At 58.3% G+C, this 15,022-nt stretch carries 19 protein-coding genes; 7 read left to right on the plus strand and 12 right to left on the minus strand.

The window, feature by feature from the left end; translation table 11 throughout:
• The 9 genes from LDN04_RS02670 to LDN04_RS02710 all read right to left on the minus strand — a co-directional run bounded on the left by LDN04_RS02670 (position 1) and on the right by LDN04_RS02710 (position 5,579).
• On the minus strand, positions 1-309 hold the full coding sequence (locus LDN04_RS02670; RefSeq protein ID WP_223906066.1) for a rhodanese-like domain-containing protein: 309 nt from the start codon (positions 307-309) through the stop codon (positions 1-3).
• Between the two features lie 29 nt (positions 310-338).
• A complete protein-coding gene (locus LDN04_RS02675; RefSeq protein ID WP_223906068.1) occupies positions 339-557 on the minus strand; it encodes a hypothetical protein in 219 nt (72 codons plus the stop codon).
• The gene (locus LDN04_RS02680; RefSeq protein WP_223906070.1) at positions 554-1,252 is read right to left on the minus strand and encodes a bifunctional 2-polyprenyl-6-hydroxyphenol methylase/3-demethylubiquinol 3-O-methyltransferase UbiG; all 699 of its coding nucleotides are present in this window, start codon (positions 1,250-1,252) and stop codon (positions 554-556) included. Before LDN04_RS02680 ends, LDN04_RS02675 begins: the two co-directional genes overlap by 4 nt.
• A 46-nt stretch (positions 1,253-1,298) precedes the next feature.
• Positions 1,299-1,535 carry a hypothetical protein gene (locus LDN04_RS02685; RefSeq protein WP_223906072.1) on the minus strand — a complete coding sequence of 79 codons (237 nt, stop codon included), beginning with the start codon at positions 1,533-1,535 and terminating at the stop codon, positions 1,299-1,301.
• Positions 1,536-1,603: 68 nt separating this feature from the next.
• Positions 1,604-2,203, minus strand: a complete 600-nt coding sequence (locus LDN04_RS02690; RefSeq protein ID WP_223906074.1) for a bifunctional 2-polyprenyl-6-hydroxyphenol methylase/3-demethylubiquinol 3-O-methyltransferase UbiG — start codon at positions 2,201-2,203, stop codon at positions 1,604-1,606.
• Positions 2,204-2,255: 52 nt separating this feature from the next.
• Positions 2,256-2,924 (minus strand): cation transporter, encoded by a 669-nt coding sequence (locus LDN04_RS02695; RefSeq protein WP_223906076.1) that lies wholly within the window; start codon positions 2,922-2,924, stop codon positions 2,256-2,258.
• Positions 2,925-2,975: 51 nt separating this feature from the next.
• A complete protein-coding gene (locus LDN04_RS02700) occupies positions 2,976-3,305 on the minus strand; it encodes a CGGC domain-containing protein (RefSeq protein ID WP_223906078.1) in 330 nt (109 codons plus the stop codon).
• A gap of 45 nt (positions 3,306-3,350) precedes the next feature.
• Complete coding sequence (locus tag LDN04_RS02705) at positions 3,351-5,096, minus strand: cytochrome c3 family protein (RefSeq protein WP_223906080.1); 1,746 nt, start codon at positions 5,094-5,096, stop codon at positions 3,351-3,353.
• Positions 5,097-5,396: 300 nt separating this feature from the next.
• On the minus strand, positions 5,397-5,579 hold the full coding sequence (locus tag LDN04_RS02710; RefSeq protein WP_223906082.1) for a zinc ribbon domain-containing protein: 183 nt from the start codon (positions 5,577-5,579) through the stop codon (positions 5,397-5,399).
• Between the two features lie 235 nt (positions 5,580-5,814).
• On the opposite strand from LDN04_RS02710, the gene LDN04_RS02715 reads away from it, so the two are divergent.
• Both LDN04_RS02715 and pal read left to right on the plus strand, forming a co-directional pair.
• Positions 5,815-6,147, plus strand: coding sequence for a hypothetical protein (locus LDN04_RS02715; protein WP_223906085.1), 333 nt, complete (start codon positions 5,815-5,817; stop codon positions 6,145-6,147).
• Between the two features lie 109 nt (positions 6,148-6,256).
• A complete protein-coding gene (pal, locus tag LDN04_RS02720) occupies positions 6,257-6,820 on the plus strand; it encodes a peptidoglycan-associated lipoprotein Pal (protein WP_223906087.1) in 564 nt (187 codons plus the stop codon).
• Positions 6,821-7,008: 188 nt separating this feature from the next.
• Here pal and LDN04_RS02725 read toward each other — a convergent pair whose 3' ends face one another.
• The 3 genes from LDN04_RS02725 to LDN04_RS02735 are packed head-to-tail and all read right to left on the minus strand — an operon-like array spanning position 7,009 to position 8,297.
• Positions 7,009-7,698, minus strand: a complete 690-nt coding sequence (locus LDN04_RS02725; protein WP_223906089.1) for a PTS sugar transporter subunit IIA — start codon at positions 7,696-7,698, stop codon at positions 7,009-7,011.
• Between the two features lie 4 nt (positions 7,699-7,702).
• Complete coding sequence (locus tag LDN04_RS02730; RefSeq protein ID WP_223906091.1) at positions 7,703-8,068, minus strand: type II toxin-antitoxin system PemK/MazF family toxin; 366 nt, start codon at positions 8,066-8,068, stop codon at positions 7,703-7,705.
• On the minus strand, positions 8,061-8,297 hold the full coding sequence (locus tag LDN04_RS02735) for an antitoxin (RefSeq protein ID WP_223906093.1): 237 nt from the start codon (positions 8,295-8,297) through the stop codon (positions 8,061-8,063). The genes LDN04_RS02730 and LDN04_RS02735 overlap by 8 nt, the downstream gene beginning before the upstream one ends.
• 184 nt (positions 8,298-8,481) lie before the next feature.
• Here LDN04_RS02735 and LDN04_RS02740 point away from each other — a divergent pair, with 184 nt between their 5' ends.
• From LDN04_RS02740 to LDN04_RS02760, 5 genes are read left to right on the plus strand one after another with little or no spacing between them, the layout of a single operon-like run.
• Positions 8,482-10,467 carry a proton-conducting transporter membrane subunit gene (locus tag LDN04_RS02740; RefSeq protein ID WP_223906095.1) on the plus strand — a complete coding sequence of 662 codons (1,986 nt, stop codon included), beginning with the start codon at positions 8,482-8,484 and terminating at the stop codon, positions 10,465-10,467.
• 40 nt (positions 10,468-10,507) lie between these two features.
• Positions 10,508-11,416 carry a respiratory chain complex I subunit 1 family protein gene (locus LDN04_RS02745; protein ID WP_223906097.1) on the plus strand — a complete coding sequence of 303 codons (909 nt, stop codon included), beginning with the start codon at positions 10,508-10,510 and terminating at the stop codon, positions 11,414-11,416.
• Positions 11,417-11,419: 3 nt separating this feature from the next.
• The gene (locus tag LDN04_RS02750) at positions 11,420-12,061 is read left to right on the plus strand and encodes a hydrogenase (protein WP_223906099.1); all 642 of its coding nucleotides are present in this window, start codon (positions 11,420-11,422) and stop codon (positions 12,059-12,061) included.
• Positions 12,062-12,065: 4 nt separating this feature from the next.
• Complete coding sequence (locus LDN04_RS02755; protein WP_223906101.1) at positions 12,066-13,502, plus strand: proton-conducting transporter membrane subunit; 1,437 nt, start codon at positions 12,066-12,068, stop codon at positions 13,500-13,502.
• A complete protein-coding gene (locus LDN04_RS02760; protein WP_223906103.1) occupies positions 13,499-15,019 on the plus strand; it encodes an NADH-quinone oxidoreductase subunit C in 1,521 nt (506 codons plus the stop codon). Before LDN04_RS02755 ends, LDN04_RS02760 begins: the two co-directional genes overlap by 4 nt.
• Positions 15,020-15,022 lie beyond the last annotated feature (3 nt).

Consider the following 15,022-nt stretch of genomic DNA (forward strand, 5'->3'; position numbering starts at 1 on the left):
TTACGTTTCCTGGGGTCGCCCGGCCCGACGCCAGCCTGCCATATGTCCGTCAAGAAGCACGACATTCCGGTAACCGCGGGAGTTGAGAAGCGCTTGGGCAATCTGAGCACGGGGACCATGTTCACAGGTCACCACCAGTTCCGCCTCCTTATCGGAGGGAAGCGGCGCCATCCGAAACAGTATCTTCCAGGCAGGCGCATGGACTGCACCGGGTATGTGCCCCCGCCGGAACTCGATGCCGCTCCTGACATCGACTACGGTTGGAGCCTTTTTTGCTGCAATTTTTTTTGCCAGGTCCTGGGGCTGCATTTCTTCTCCTTCTTCCGGAAGTGCTGCAATCACTTAGCACGAAGCCTGATGTCCCGGGATATGCGGTACGCCAGCAACACAAACGGCCAGGCGTGCCAGACGAGATCAAATATATCGATCGGCCTTTTCAGCGTACCCGCCTGCAGCATCCTGAGTTTTTCCACGATGTGGGGCTGGGGATAGAATGGCGCAAAGCCGAGGAGCAGCACCAGCGGGATGAGAAACCGGTAGTCGAGCAGGCTTTTCATGGTTGTTCTCGTTGTGCAGACAGCCGCAGCACGTTCAGCCGCCGGTCGGCATCGAGGATAATTCCATCGCCGGTCCGGTGCCGGTCGAGAAACGCCCTGACATCACGCAAAAAAGACTCCGGCTGCTGCCGGTAGCCGGGGAGCATGCTGACGAAGAAATCTTCGTCATCGTCAAACCGGAACAGGGTCCGGAATGGTACCGTCTCCCCCACTGTCCAGCCATCCAGTAAATGCATGGCGCAAACTGCCGCCTCCCTTGCAGGACGCTCGTCGCCGCTCCCCGCACCGAAACGCTCCTTTGCCTCAGTAAGGGAGCCGCCATCCCCCGGCTCGACAACCGCAATGGACCCGTCTTTGCGCAGAAGGCCGGCTGCCATCCGCAGGCTGTCGGGCATTTCCTCGACAGAGACATGGTGAAGAGAAAGGGTGTAGATGACCAGGTCAAAGGTGCCGGCGGGGAAATCGGGCATCCCGGTCGGCGCATGCACGAACTGCACGTTATCCGCACAAACAACGGCCCGTGCAGTTTCGAGGGCCTCAGCATCGGGGTCGCTGGCCACCACACGCCGCGCATGCTTCGCCAGGTCACGGGTGATCCTCCCCTTGCCGCACCCTATTTCGAGGAGGTCCTTGCCGAGAATGTCACACCGCGCCAGAATCGTTGTTATGTACTGATCCGTAGGGTCCTGAATCATGTGGAATTCCGTACTGTCTGCTCTTCTGCGACAAGCTGCCGTAGAATCAATCTCCGGACCGCCGTTTTTTCTTCATGCACCGTATGACCTTTTTCACCGCTTCCTCATCGTTGGGATCGATGTCCAGGGGGGCGTTTCCGCCATCATACCCCTTGAATATCCTGAACCTGCTGCAGGATTCATAATCACCGAGACACAGTTTCTCCCGTATGTACTCCGCCGTCCGGGGAAAATTCTCCAGGTTTTTAAAGAGCTGGCAGCAGTCCAGTAATTGACAGGCCATTCCTACCTCTCATTTTGCAGTGCACTAACAAATTTACCATATTCTCCGACGGACGATACGCCCTCGCGTTACGGCTCAAGCGGCTTGACACCCAGGATTTGCACCACCGATGCCAGGCCGGTATGCCTGCTTCCCTCACGCACATCACGTTCCACCTGGACAGCATGGATGAACTCCAGACCGGCAAGCTCCCGTTTCAGCTCATCCAACGACATGAGCATGTCAAGGGATTGGGGGCCACCGGTGCCATAGGCGAGTTGCTCCTTGCTGAATGCCTCCAGCACGAAGACTCCCCCCGGCTTCAGCCCCCTGACGGCGGCCTGGTGAAGCGGAATGCGAATCGCCGATGGCAGATGGCAATAGCAGGCAGTGATGCCGTCCCACTGTGCCGGTTCTATTTCGAACGCGCCCAGATCGGCATGTACCGTGGTGATGACGACACCCCGTTCCGCTGCCAGTTCCACGGCTTTACGCAGCCCGACTTCCGACCCGTCAACACCCGTCACCTCATACCCGAGCGATGCCAGGTAGACGGCATTTCTCCCCTCCCCCTCGGCCAGAGAAAGGATCTTTCCTTTCGGAATCCGGTCCACCACGGATACGAGAAACTCGTTTGGTGCCGTGCCGTAGGCAAAGCCCGGTTCGCTGTAGCGTTCATCCCAGTCCATGCAACGATCCTTTCGATATGTGTCCTTATCTGTCGTTCAACAGCTTGGCCGGCTAGGGGGCAGTGCCGCAACTCCCGGAGCAGGAACAGGAGCAGGCAAGCCCCCGGGCCTTCTGCAACGCCTCCCTCCCTTCGCGGAAGGAGAGACCGGCGATGAGCAGTGAACCGATGGCATCGAGGGAACCGATGCCGGTCAACGTATAGCCAACGCTGGCCAGAAGCAGAACCACCGAAAGATGCAGGCAGGTGCGGGTACAGGCGGCATCCGCCAGGATGGCGGGGGAATTGAGGGCGGTTCCGACCTTCACCTTGTAGTGGATCAAGGCCTGCATGGCTACGATGGAGATAAGGGAGACGACGATCCCCCACTTGGTAGTCACCGGCCGGTGGTGCTCAAAAAAGGAGACGAGAGCGGTCGCCACCAGTCCGCCGGCAAGGAGATAGAAGCCCCCTCCCGTTATCTGCAGGGCACGCCGCTCGAAGGGGTCCCGGTCTGCCGTCTCTCCATGACCGAGTCGTCTGACCATGTGCCAGATGCCGATGCCGGAAATCACCTCAACAAACGAGTCGAGCCCGAAACCGAAAAGTGACAATGTCTCGTCGGCAGCGCCGAACCAGACCGAGATCACCCCCTCGGCTATGTTGTAATAAATGGTGATGAGCGCCAGAAGCGCCGCGGTGCGGTAGAGCTCCCGCAGCTTGAGCATGGTGGGGCAAAACATTATTGTTGTACTCCGTCATAGCCGTAAAACGGCATTGTTCACAATTTGGCCTCAGTGGGTCCAGTCAATGATTTTCGTCCCGGGGCCGAGCATTTTCTCCACCGCTCCCTTGATGGCTGCGAAATGGGGACAGGGATAGCCGATGGGGTTGCCGTTCTTCATGCAGGAAGCAAAGACAATTGCTTCCGCCCCACGGTCAACCATCATTTTGGCCCTGGTGACGGCCTTCTTGCCGGAGCAGCCGCCGCAGGACAAAAACCCGATGATCTCCACCGGACCGGTCTCCTCGAAGGCCAGAGTCCCTTCCCGGGCCACCTTGAAATCGGTGCTGCCGGGACACATGTCCTCGGTCAACTGACAACGGATAATGCCTACCTTCATAGTGGTGTCCTTTCCAATCGTTTCGGTACTGGTCCACATTCCACGTCAGCGATGGATAATGCCGGATTTTCGCGCGTCATCGGGACTGGTCCTGAACGGCTCGTACTGATTCCGGTCTTTGATAACCGGCAGGGAAAAGTTCCCCCTGATCTGCCATGCGTCCTTCAGGTAGACCCACGGCGCGAAGGCCGAGAGAGAATATCCCGGTTCCGGCTCGATTTTCTCCGACTGCATCCCCTTGATGAACAGGCCGTTACGATCGGCCAGCACCTCGTGGCTGCCGCTGAACGGCAGTGCGCCGGGGTCGCTGTACTCCCAGGTGACCTTCTGCCGTTGGGCGCCGTCCGTGGAGCCATGGCACGAATCGCAGGAGCGGCTTTTCCCCAGCTTGTGCGACATCTTGTCCATCTGGATCCAGAGGAGGGCATTGTTGTTGTCCGGCAGACCGCTGACCAGCCCCACATAGCCCCAGGCGTCGTCCGTCCGTTTCAGGTCCGGGAGGTCGAGCGGGTAGCGCCAATGCAGGCCGGGCTTGAAGGGGGACGCTTTCTGATTCATGACCGCCATGGGGAAGGGTTTGACCGGTATCCAGCGCCCCTTCTGGTCTTTTATCAGGATAGGCTCCGGCATATAGCCGTAATAGGCCTTGTACTTGAAATAGGGGGTAGCCGCTCCAGCAATCTTCCCCGGTCCCCAGTAGGTTCCCTGGTAGCCGGCCACCTTTTGAATGTGGCACGCTTCGCAGGAGAGATTCCTGTGCCGTGAGGCAGCATGGGTTGCAACCGCATCGGGATGGCAGCGCTTGCACGAGTCCTGGGCCTGCCGTCTGACCATGCCGTGACCGATGGCGGGGTTGCTTCTCGTACTCTCATGGCAGTCGAGACAGCCGACCCGGGCTTTCAGGTGGACATCGGGTTCGTTACCTTCGGGGAATGAGAACGAACCGCCAAAATACCCCGCTCCCCGGCGTCGGTCCTCGGGACCCGCATGACAGATGGAGGCCCTACCGTTGCCGTAGCAGCTCTCGGACGGCGGAGTCTTCGCGAAGGTATGGGGCCCGCGGGAGGGATCGACGGGATGCTTCTCCTGGGGGTTGAAATGGCAGTCCAGACAGCCAACATGACAGGTATTGCAGGCCTTCTGGTTGATGCGCTGGCTCTCTGGCGACAGGGGGACGAGGGTGTTTGCCTGCATCGCCGCAAGGTTACCTTCGAACCAGGGACCGCAGTTGTGGGGGCCACGCTCTGGCGTAATCCACCCCTTGTACTGGCTCTGCTTGCCGTTGGTCCCCATGGTGCTGCGGGAGAACTCGTCGAACTCCTTCCGGTGGCATGCCCCGCAGGTCTTCTTCATGACGTCGAAGTCCTGGCTCAGGGTGTCGGTCTTCTTGTCGTGCCACGAAAGGGTAACTACCGACACATCCTTCACCGGCTTGCCATTCTTCTCGACAACGGTATAGAGGCGGTTCATGGGATTGGTATCGTAGGCAAGGGGATAGGAGCGGACCGACGTCATGACCGCAAACCCCTTCTTCCCCACGACGAGGAGGCGGGCCATTCCCCTATGTGACTCCTCCTTCTCCTTTGCATCCGGGTTGCCGAGGTGGCATTCGCTGCAGGTGGCCGGCATACGCGTCTGCGCCCCGACCTCCTGGCTGGTTACGGTGAAATGGCCATAACCCAAAGACTCCATCCGCTGACGATTGCCATGGCACTCGCTGCAGTGGTCCGAAGCTTCGATGGTGATCGCGGTGCCCGCAATCAGTACCCCGACGAGAATTGCCCGTATCATGGCGACACCCCCTCTTCCCGCTGCGGTGGATAAGCCACGGCATGCTATAGCGGCACGCGAACCGCCATGGTCATCCGTTCACTTGATGGTGAGCTTTTTCGGTCTTACTGACGGTACCCCGGCCCCCGAGGTCGCGAAGATCGGACCTTCAGGTGGGGACTCTGAACCGTGGCACCATGGCTATGAGTGCAAACCAGCAAGCTAAAAATGCTATTACCAGCAAAAAAGTTCTCAAGACGACCTCCACCGGTTCCATTTCTGCTTTATCACTATAACGCCAGACCGGCGTTATCAGATCCGTCAGCCACCGCTGGAACACCCGCCTCCCGCCGGGGAACTTCCCGTCGCCGCAAAGGTCGACATTTCCTTCCTGACCTCGGCGGAACCGCACGCGGGACATTCGGTCCGGTACTCCGCGCCGGCCTTGTGCAGTTTTTCAAAGCGGCATCCGCATGCCATGCACGTATATTCGAACAGCGGCATAGCCTACACCTCCCCTGCTATATTCATATTTCTGCATATAATAGTCGGACGTATCGATTCTGTCAACGCTTAACCCCACCCTGGGTTGTTCTCCTCAATGGGTAAACGTGACTCATAGTCTATCAGCTATCCCGCAACCTGCAGAAAAATCATGCCGGGGCACGGTTGCTTTTTTACCAAAAACAGGCTATTTTTTGAAACCCTGCATCATTTTGTATCACCAAAAACATAACAGATGACTAATAATTATTTTCTGCATAACAAGAGCATTCCCCTGCTCACAGCGTTCGTTATCGCAGCGGCTCTCCTCTTGGCGGGAATGCGCGTGCCTGACCTTGCGCGACCCCACCGCCCCAAGCCGAGCCAGCGGGCCGTCGTCGAAAACCAGGTAAAGAACTCCTCGCATGCCATCAAGAAATCCCTTGAAATCGTTGCTGTCGTGGCAAAACCTGTCGAACTCCGCGCTTTTGAACTTTATCGTACCGAATTCCCCATAGCGTTGCTACCCACGGGGCGACCCTCGCTGTTTCCCAATTCATCCCGTGCACCTCCTCCCTTTTCAGCCTGACCTCCAATCCCATTTCAAAATCGGCCTGACCCTCCGGCGCTGGCAGTATGGTGGCTCGCGCCGCGTGGGGTGCATTGTATTGATCAATCAACCAAGAGGAGTGAATGCCATGAAGAGGACCATGAACCGGTTTCTGCCGGTAGTGTTTGCAGGGATGTTCTTGTATGCCGGTTGCGCCAAACAGGAGATAGTGAAAAAAGACGAGCCCATCTCCCCTGCAGCAGCGAAACCTGCGGCAACCGCACCGCAGAAGCCGACCACATCAAATACAATGACACAGCCTCTCAGTCAGCAGAAGCCACAACAGGCCACTGTACCGGCGACGACTGCCGATATGCGGAAAGCCCTTGAGAAGATATATTTTGATTTCGATTCTTCGACGCTGAATACTACCGCGCGTCAGACACTGACCAAAAACTTCGAAGCCCTGAAGCAGAACCCGCAGGCCAAGATCCGTGTCGAAGGCAACTGTGACGAGCGAGGCTCGGACGAATACAACCTTGCCCTTGGCGAGCAGCGTGCCAAGGAGGCGGTCAGGTATCTGACAACACTGGGGGTTCCCGCGGAACGGCTGACTTTTATCAGCTACGGCAAGGAAAAACCGGTTGACTCCGGACACAACGAAGCCGCATGGGCGAAAAACCGGCGGGACGAGTTCGTCGTATCCCAATAACCACCCTTGATTGCGTCAAAGTGGAACGCCATGAAAAAACCGAGGGGTCGGGCATATGCCTGACCCCTCGGTTTTTGTGGATCCATCCGGGCGTGCGAAATTCGCAACCTATGTGGTCTGAAAGACAGGGATTTCTCATGGCGGATGAGGTGTAGAAAATCTGCTGGTGAACGGCCATCGGCCGCCGGTCATGAAACGCCTAGGCCTATATCTTTTTCAATTTCCACAACCGTCGCCATGATAGCTTCGGCGTTGCATTGCTTACCCAGGATCTTTCGCAAACGCGAATCGCGCAGGCAATAAGCCAGCTTTGAAAGCAGGTGCAGATGCATTCTGATCGTGGGTGATATGATCGTAAAGAGTATCTGCACCGGCTTGCCGTCCAGCGCGCCAAAGTCGACCGGCTCCGCAAGATAACTGAGTGATACCTTTGGCACAGGCAGTTGCACCAGGATGGGGTTGCGTACATGGGGAATAGCGATGCCGTCACCGACCGCGGTTGTACCCATGGCTTCACGAGCCAAAAGCACCTGAAGGATGAAGTCCGGATCAAGCTCGGGGGGCAACTCCAACTGTGCCACAACGGTACGCAGCACCGTCTCCTTGTCGCTTCCGGCGACGGCACAGTGAATGCCCCCCGCTTCCAGGGCCTGACTCAGGGCCGGCAAGGGACCGCTATCCGCATCGTGCATCTTGTACAGCGACGGATGCACCTTGATGCCCCGCTCCGTAGCCCACTCCAAAAGGTCAACCGGGTTTATCCGGTAATCTCCCCCTCGGATCTGTTCGGCCGGCAGCTTGTCCTTTTTTATCCAGCGTACGACGGTCTTTTCATCAACATTCAATGCCTGTGCAGCTTCAGACGGCTCTAACAGCATGGATTCATCCTTTTATGAGTCCCGGCGTCTCCTCGATGCCGAGTTGTAAACAGAGTGCTTTTTCAACCTGGCTCATCAGCGTTTTGGTGAGAAAGCCGAGGCGATCTCCCACCACGTTGGCCTTGTCAATGGTAATGAGGATGTGGGAACTGATCTTTGCATCGCGACCCAAGCCGGTACCGGCTGCCGGCAGAAATGTCTCGAAATCGTAGATCTTCTCCAGTTTGGTGAAGCTCAGGGGAATAATGGTCACGACCGGTGAATACTCGTTGCTGATATTGTTGCTCACCACCAAGCAGGGGCAAACTTCCGGCTCCTGTACACCGACATGGGGTAGATTGACCGCATAGACGCCACCACGTTTAAACATCGCGCTTCTCCGTCACCGCAGCTTCGAATTTTTTCAGCACTTCTTTCGTATCCTCGGCAGTGGACTGGTACCCTTCAATCAGCCCTTTGTACGCCTTCTTTTTTACTTCCTCAAGCTTTTCCCGGGCCGCTTCCTCCAGAAACTGGCTCAAACCCCGCTGCCCGTAAAGGGCCTTGATATCATCCACGATCGGGGTTGGCAGCGTGATATTCAGTCGCGTGTTCGGCATGACGGCACTCCCTTACATATGTGTCGTATTTAATTTATAGTGGTGCACAATTTTATTGACGTGTGGCTATTTATACCATATATTTTTGTCATGTGTTATATTTTTTTACAACACATAGTATTTTCATGCCACCCAATATCATGTTCGACCTTGACATGAACGAGAGGGTAGTTGTGAGGCATCCTTGTTTTTCTTCCTTGAACCGACTGCGTACCTTCTGACCGCTGCAACAATTCTAGCAGCATCCGGAGTACCGGGACTACTCCTGCGCGCCCCCCTTTTTGGCCAACGGATAGCCGCATTCGCCGTCGTCATCGCCTCTCTTCTGGGCGAAATCGCCGTCATCCAGCTCCTGGGCGGTTCCCCGGCGGCATTCTACCAGGTTGACTGGCCATTGCCCTTCGGACCTGCGCTCTTCTCCACCGACCATCTTTCTACAATCTTTCTGTTCCCACTCTTCCTGGTTACCGGTTGCGTTTCAGTGTACTCCCTTGCCTACTGGCCGGCCAGTGAGCAGTCAAGTGCGGGAAAGCTGACCTTCTTTCTTGGTCTCTTTGCCGCAGCGATGGTCCTGGTAGTCGTGGCACGTAATGGCGTGCTGTTTCTCATGGCATGGGAGGTCATGGCCCTGTCCGCCTATTTTCTGCTGACGACCGAACAGCAGAGTTCTGCTGTGCAGCGTGTCGGCACCGTCTATCTCCTTGCCACCCATACCGGCACCATGGCGTTGTTTGTCATGTTCTCCCTGTTACGGAGCACGACCGGTACCTTCGCCTTTCCGGCATCCCATGCTCTCGCCCAGACGTTGCCGTATGCGACGCTCATCATCGTAACCGCCCTGGTCGGTTTCGGCGGCAAGGCCGGTCTCATGCCCTTGCACTTCTGGCTTCCCGGAGCCCACGCAAATGCCCCCAGCCATGTTTCAGCCATGATGTCCGGCTTGATGCTCAAGATGGGAGTCTACGGCATCCTCAGGACTCTTTCGTTCTTTGTTGCGCTCCCCGTCTGGGTTGGCTGGGTTATCCTCCTGCTGGGGGCGTGGTCGGCAGTCAACGGCATCGCCCTGGCGACCGGCCAGCGTGACCTGAAACGTCTTCTCGCCTGCAGCAGCATCGAGAATATCGGGATTATTTTTATCGGCATAGGACTGGCGCTGGTCGGCATCCAGGCCCACGCCCCCTATCTCGTGGTATGCGGCCTTTCCGGCGCCTTCATCCATATTGTCAACCACGGGCTTTTCAAGTCCCTCCTCTTCCTGGGGAGCGGGGCGCTGATCCATGGCGCCGGCACCCGCGAAATTGACCGGATGGGTGGGCTTGCCCGGCGAATGCCGATTACGTCCACCCTCTTCCTGGTCGGCTCCCTTGCCATTTGCGGTCTGCCGCCTCTCAACGGTTTTGTCGGCGAACTGTTTCTCTATGTGGGGTCCATTACGGATGGCATCACCGCCCCGTTGCCCCTGGCGGCTCTCGTTGCGCCGGTGCTGGCGCTGGTCGGCGGATTGGCGGTCATAACCTTCGTCAAACTCTACGGCATCATCTTTCTCGGCACTCCCCGTTCAGCTGCTGCAGCCCACAGCCATGAAGCCAGCGGCTTCATGAACGGTCCGATGATCCTGTTGGCCATCTGTTGCCTGGCTGCCGGCATGTCTCCCCAGCTCCTGGTCCGACTGGTAACGCCCGTGGTCGGCTTTTATGGCGACGTGGCGGGCGATCTGTTCACACAGGCGAGCAGCCAGGTGCCTCTCCTGCCACTCACCTTTGTCAATATCCTGCTCGTTATCCTCACGCTGATAATCGGAGCCGTCTACCTGGTGCGGTTACGCGGGTCATCCCAACCCCGGAGCACCACCTGGGGATGCGGCTATCTCGAGCCAACCCCCAGAATGCAGTATACCGGCACGTCTTTCAGTGAGCTGGTGGTGAATCTGCTCGGCACCATCGTTGCCCCGCGACGCGAACGACCCGTCATGACCGGCGTGATTCTTCCCCGCAAGGCCGCGTTTCACTATGCAGTCACCGAAACGGTGCTCGACCGGGTGCTGTCGCCGATTTTTCACTGGATCGGCCTCGGCTTTTCCTATCTGAGGAAGCTCCAGCATGGCCAGCTGCATATCTACATGCTGTACATTTTTGCTACCCTGTTCGTCCTGATGATCTGGACACACTGATGGGCTGTCGACGTTTCATGTTCACCGAGGTTGGCACCAAATGACCGACATCATCATCCATTGTGCGGTGGCGCTGCTGTTTCCGCCCCTTCTGCTCGGAATCATCGGCAAGACCAAGGCGGCCTTTGCCGGACGGGTCGGCGCGCCCTATTTGCAGCCATATTACGACCTGATAAAGCTCTTCCGCAAGGGATCCGTCTTCAGCGAGACCACCACGTGGGTTTTTCGCGCCGGGCCGGTGGTGACACTGTCGGCAACGCTCATCGCCGTCCTGCTGATTCCGCTGGGGCGCCATGCCGCCCCGCTTTCATTCAGCGGAGACATGATTCTTTTCGCCTATCTCTTCGGGCTGTCACGCTTCTTCACCACCATCGCAGCCCTTGATACCGGCTCGAGCTTCGAAGGAATGGGAGCGGCCCGCGAGGTAACCTTCTCCTGTCTCGTGGAGCCGACACTCTTTTTTACCCTGATCACCCTGGCGAGGATGAGCAAGTCCCTCACCCTCTCGACCATCCTGATCTACCCCACCCCCGCGATATGGCTCGCCGCGGGGGCCAGCATGCTGCTGCTGGTGGGGGCGCTCTTCATCACGTTGTTGGCGGAGAACTGCCGGATCCCGTTTGATGACCCCAACACTCACCTGGAGCTGACCATGATCCATGAAGTCATGGTGCTGGACCACAGCGGCCCCGCCTTTGGCATCATTCTCTACGGTGCGGCATTGAAACTGTTCATTCTCGGGGCGGTCTTCGTCAACGTCGCCCTCCCCCTTGCCACGGGAAATCCGCTGGTGGACTGGGCAATCTTCGTCGTCGCCATGATGGCACTGGCGGTTGCCATCGGCGTGGTCGAATCGGTCATGGCCCGGTTGAGGCTGGTGCGTATCCCCCAACTCCTGGTCGGCGCCACCATCTTGTCCGCCTTTGCCCTGCTGCTGGTATTGAGGTAACCCATGAGTGCATTCGCCGATCAACTGTTGGTGCTGGTGATGCTGATCAATCTGGTCATGCTCGGGACGAGCCGACTGGTTTTTTCCATCCGTGCCGTAGCTGTCCAAGGGGTCATCCTCGGCATTTTGCCGGGGTTGATCAACCCTTTTTCCGGCCACCTGGCCGGCATCACCGCTGGCATCATCCTGGCCAAGGGGATTGTCATCCCGTATCTGATCGGCAATGCCGTGCACAAGGCCCAGATCAGACGCGAAGTGGAGCCATTCATCGGCTATGTGTCGACCCTGCTCCTCGGCGCCGTCTTTACGGCTCTTTCCTTCGCTTTTGCAGAAAAACTGCCGCTCGCCCCGGAACACAAAGATCTGCTCTTCGTCCCGGCATCCATTGCCACGTTACTTACCGGTTTCTTGATCCTGACGACCCGTCGCAAGGCTATTTCCCAAGTCATCGGTTATCTGGTCATGGAGAACGGGATATTCGTATTCGGCCTGCTCCTGACCGAGGCGATGCCGGTCATGGTGGAGGCCGGTGCGCTGCTCGACCTTCTGGTGGGTATCTTCGTCATGGGAATTGTCATCAACCACATCAGCCGGGAATTTTCGTCCATCGATACCTCCCGCCTGCGGGCCCTTAAGGAGGAGTAGTCGCATGTTGTTCGCCCTTGTTCTGCTCCCCCTGATCGGAGCGTTATTCGCCTGGGTCGTACCGGACAACCGGTTGCGTCCCCTGACCCTGCCGGTTGTCGCCACGATCCACCTCGTGCTGACCGCGCTCCTTGTGGGGAATGCCCCGCCGCCATCCCCTGGAGGATGGATCTGGCTCGACCCGCTGGGAAAGGTGGTGCTCCTGTGCATCAGCCTGCTGTTTGCCGTCTGCGCCTTTTATGCGGTCGGCTACCTGGCATACCGCCAGAAGCGCTCCAACCGGATCCTCTGCATGGGGCTTCTGGTCTGCCTGTCCGCCATGGGACTGGTAACCATCACCCAGCACCTGGGGCTCCTCTGGGTGGCTTTGGAAACCACGACCGTCTCCATGGCGCCACTCATCTATTTCAACCAAAATGCCCGTTCTATCGAAGCAACCTGGAAATATCTCCTGATCTGCTCCGTCGGGATTGCCCTGGCTCTGTTGGGGCTGCTTTTCCTCGCCTATTCGACCTATGTGGCACATCGCGACGCAACCCTGCTGCTGGGGCCACTCATGGCATCGGCCCGCGAACTTAATGCCGGCTGGTTTCACGCAGCGGCCATTTTTCTACTCGTCGGCTACGGTTCAAAAATGGGGTTGGCACCCTTGCATACCTGGAAACCGGATGCCTACGGCGAAGCACCGGGGTTGGTGGGAGCGCTGTTGGCCGGGGGGTTGGTAAACTGCGCCTTTCTGTCGATCCTGCGGGTCTACCAGATATGCCTGGCGTCCGGGACTGAAATCCACTTTTTCCAGCAGACCCTGGTCGGCATGGGGCTGGTATCCATGGCCTTTGCCGCCGTGTTCATGGCGCATCAGTCAGATTTCAAGCGGATGCTGGCCTATTCAAGCGTCGAGCATGTCGGGATACTCGCCATTGGACTCGGCCTCGGCAAGGGGGGACTCTACGGCGCGCTTTTTCACCTGCTGAACAACGGCCTGACCAAGGGGGTGCTGTTCCTCTCGTCAGGCAACATTCACCGCTCCTACTCGAATAAGACGACCGACGTGGTCAAGGGTGCGCTGACGCGTCTCCCCTGGTCGGGAGGGCTCTTCCTGGCTGGATTCATAGCCATCACCGGTTCGCCGCCGTTTTCTCCGTTTATCAGCGAATACACCATTGTCAGCAGCGCCTTTATCGAGGGGCGCCATCTGGTGGGGTGGTTGTTTCTGCTCTTTCTGGTCATCGTTTTCATCGGCATGGCCCTTACGGTGCTGCCGATGGTGATGGGGGCACCCCCGACGGATACTGAACCGACCGATTACGAAGACCGATTGCTGACGGTGGGGCCGCCATTTTTCATGATGGCGGTCATTCTGGTGCTGGGGATCTGGCCTCCCGGCTTTCTGGTCACCTTGCTCAAAGATGGCGCCGTCATGCTGGGGGCGCAGCCATGAACAATTCACTACGCATTCTCTATAACGGCTCAGCCGTTCCGTGGGCGGAAATACCCCTCGTGGACTCCGGCCAGTTTCTCCAGAGCATCCTCGACGCGACGGGTCATGGTTGGCGCGTTGTCTCGTACTTCGGCATTCCCGCCCGTGCAGAAATCCCCCTTGTCTGCGTGCTTGCGGACAAGGTTGAAAGCCGCCTCGCGGTGGTACGCACGGTTGCAGACGACAACCGCTTCCCCTCCATTGCCTCCCTCTGCCCCCAGGTGCAGCTTTTTGAACGGGAGATCGCGGAACAGTGCGGGCTGCTATTCGACGATCATCCCTGGTTCAAGCCGGTACGCTTCCATCATCCGTTCCTAGCCGGCCGCGATGCCTGGAACCGCCCTGCGGGCGAACCGCTCCGCGTGGGTGTCATGGACTATTTCCAGGTGGCCGGGGACGAAGTGCATGAAGTCGCGGTTGGCCCGGTCCATGCCGGGATCATCGAACCGGGGCACTTTCGCTTCCAATGCCACGGGGAAGAGGTCTTCCACCTGGAGATTTCCCTCGGCTACCAGCACCGGGGCATAGAGGCCGATCTCCTGGGCGGACCGCACCCGCGTACCCTTCAGCACATGGAGACAGCCGCCGGAGATACCACCATCGGTCATGGACAGGCACACTGCATGATCATGGAATCGCTGGCAGGGGTCAAGGTTCCGCCGCGGGCCGAAGTGCTGCGAGGCATTGCCCTCGAGTTGGAACGGCTGGCCAATCATACCGGCGACCTGGGGGCAATCGCCGGAGACGTGGGCTATCTCCCGACAGCCTCGTTCTGCGGCCGTATCAGGGGGGACTTCCTCAACATGACGGCCGTCCTCTGCGGCAGCCGGTTTGGCCGGGGTCTACTCACCCCCGGCGGCACGATCTTCGATCTCACGTCGGCCCAGCGTGACGACCTGCTCAAACGCCTGGCGGACGCACGACGCGATCTGACCGATGCCGTGGATCTCATCTGGAGCACACCATCCGTCATGGGCCGTCTGGAGGGGACCGGGGAACTGTCGCAGGAACTCGCGCTGGAACTGGGGCTGGTGGGGCCTGCGGCCCGGGCCTGCGGCATCAAGCGCGATGTGCGCCATGACCATCCCTTCGGCATCTTTCGTATGACCCATCTGCCGGTCGCCACTGCCTTCCACGGTGACGTCTGTTCGCGAACCATGATCCGCTGGCAGGAAGCCCAGAAATCCATGGATTTCATCGAGGAACAATTGCGGCAACTCCCCGGTGGAGGACATCGGACGAAGGCATCCCCGTGTAGAGGTCAGCACCTGGCCGTGGCCCTGACCGAGGGGTGGCGGGGGGAGATCTGCCACGTCGCCATCACCGATGACAGCGGACGCTTTGCCCGGTACAAGGTTGTCGACCCCTCGTTTCACAACTGGCAGGGGCTCGCCATGGCACTCCGGGAACAACAGATCTCGGACTTTCCGCTCTGCAACAAGAGTTTCAACCTCTCGTATTGCGGATTCGATTTGTAGGAG

This window comes from Geobacter sp. AOG1 (assembly GCF_019972315.1).
GTDB lineage: Bacteria > Desulfobacterota > Desulfuromonadia > Geobacterales > Geobacteraceae > Geomobilimonas.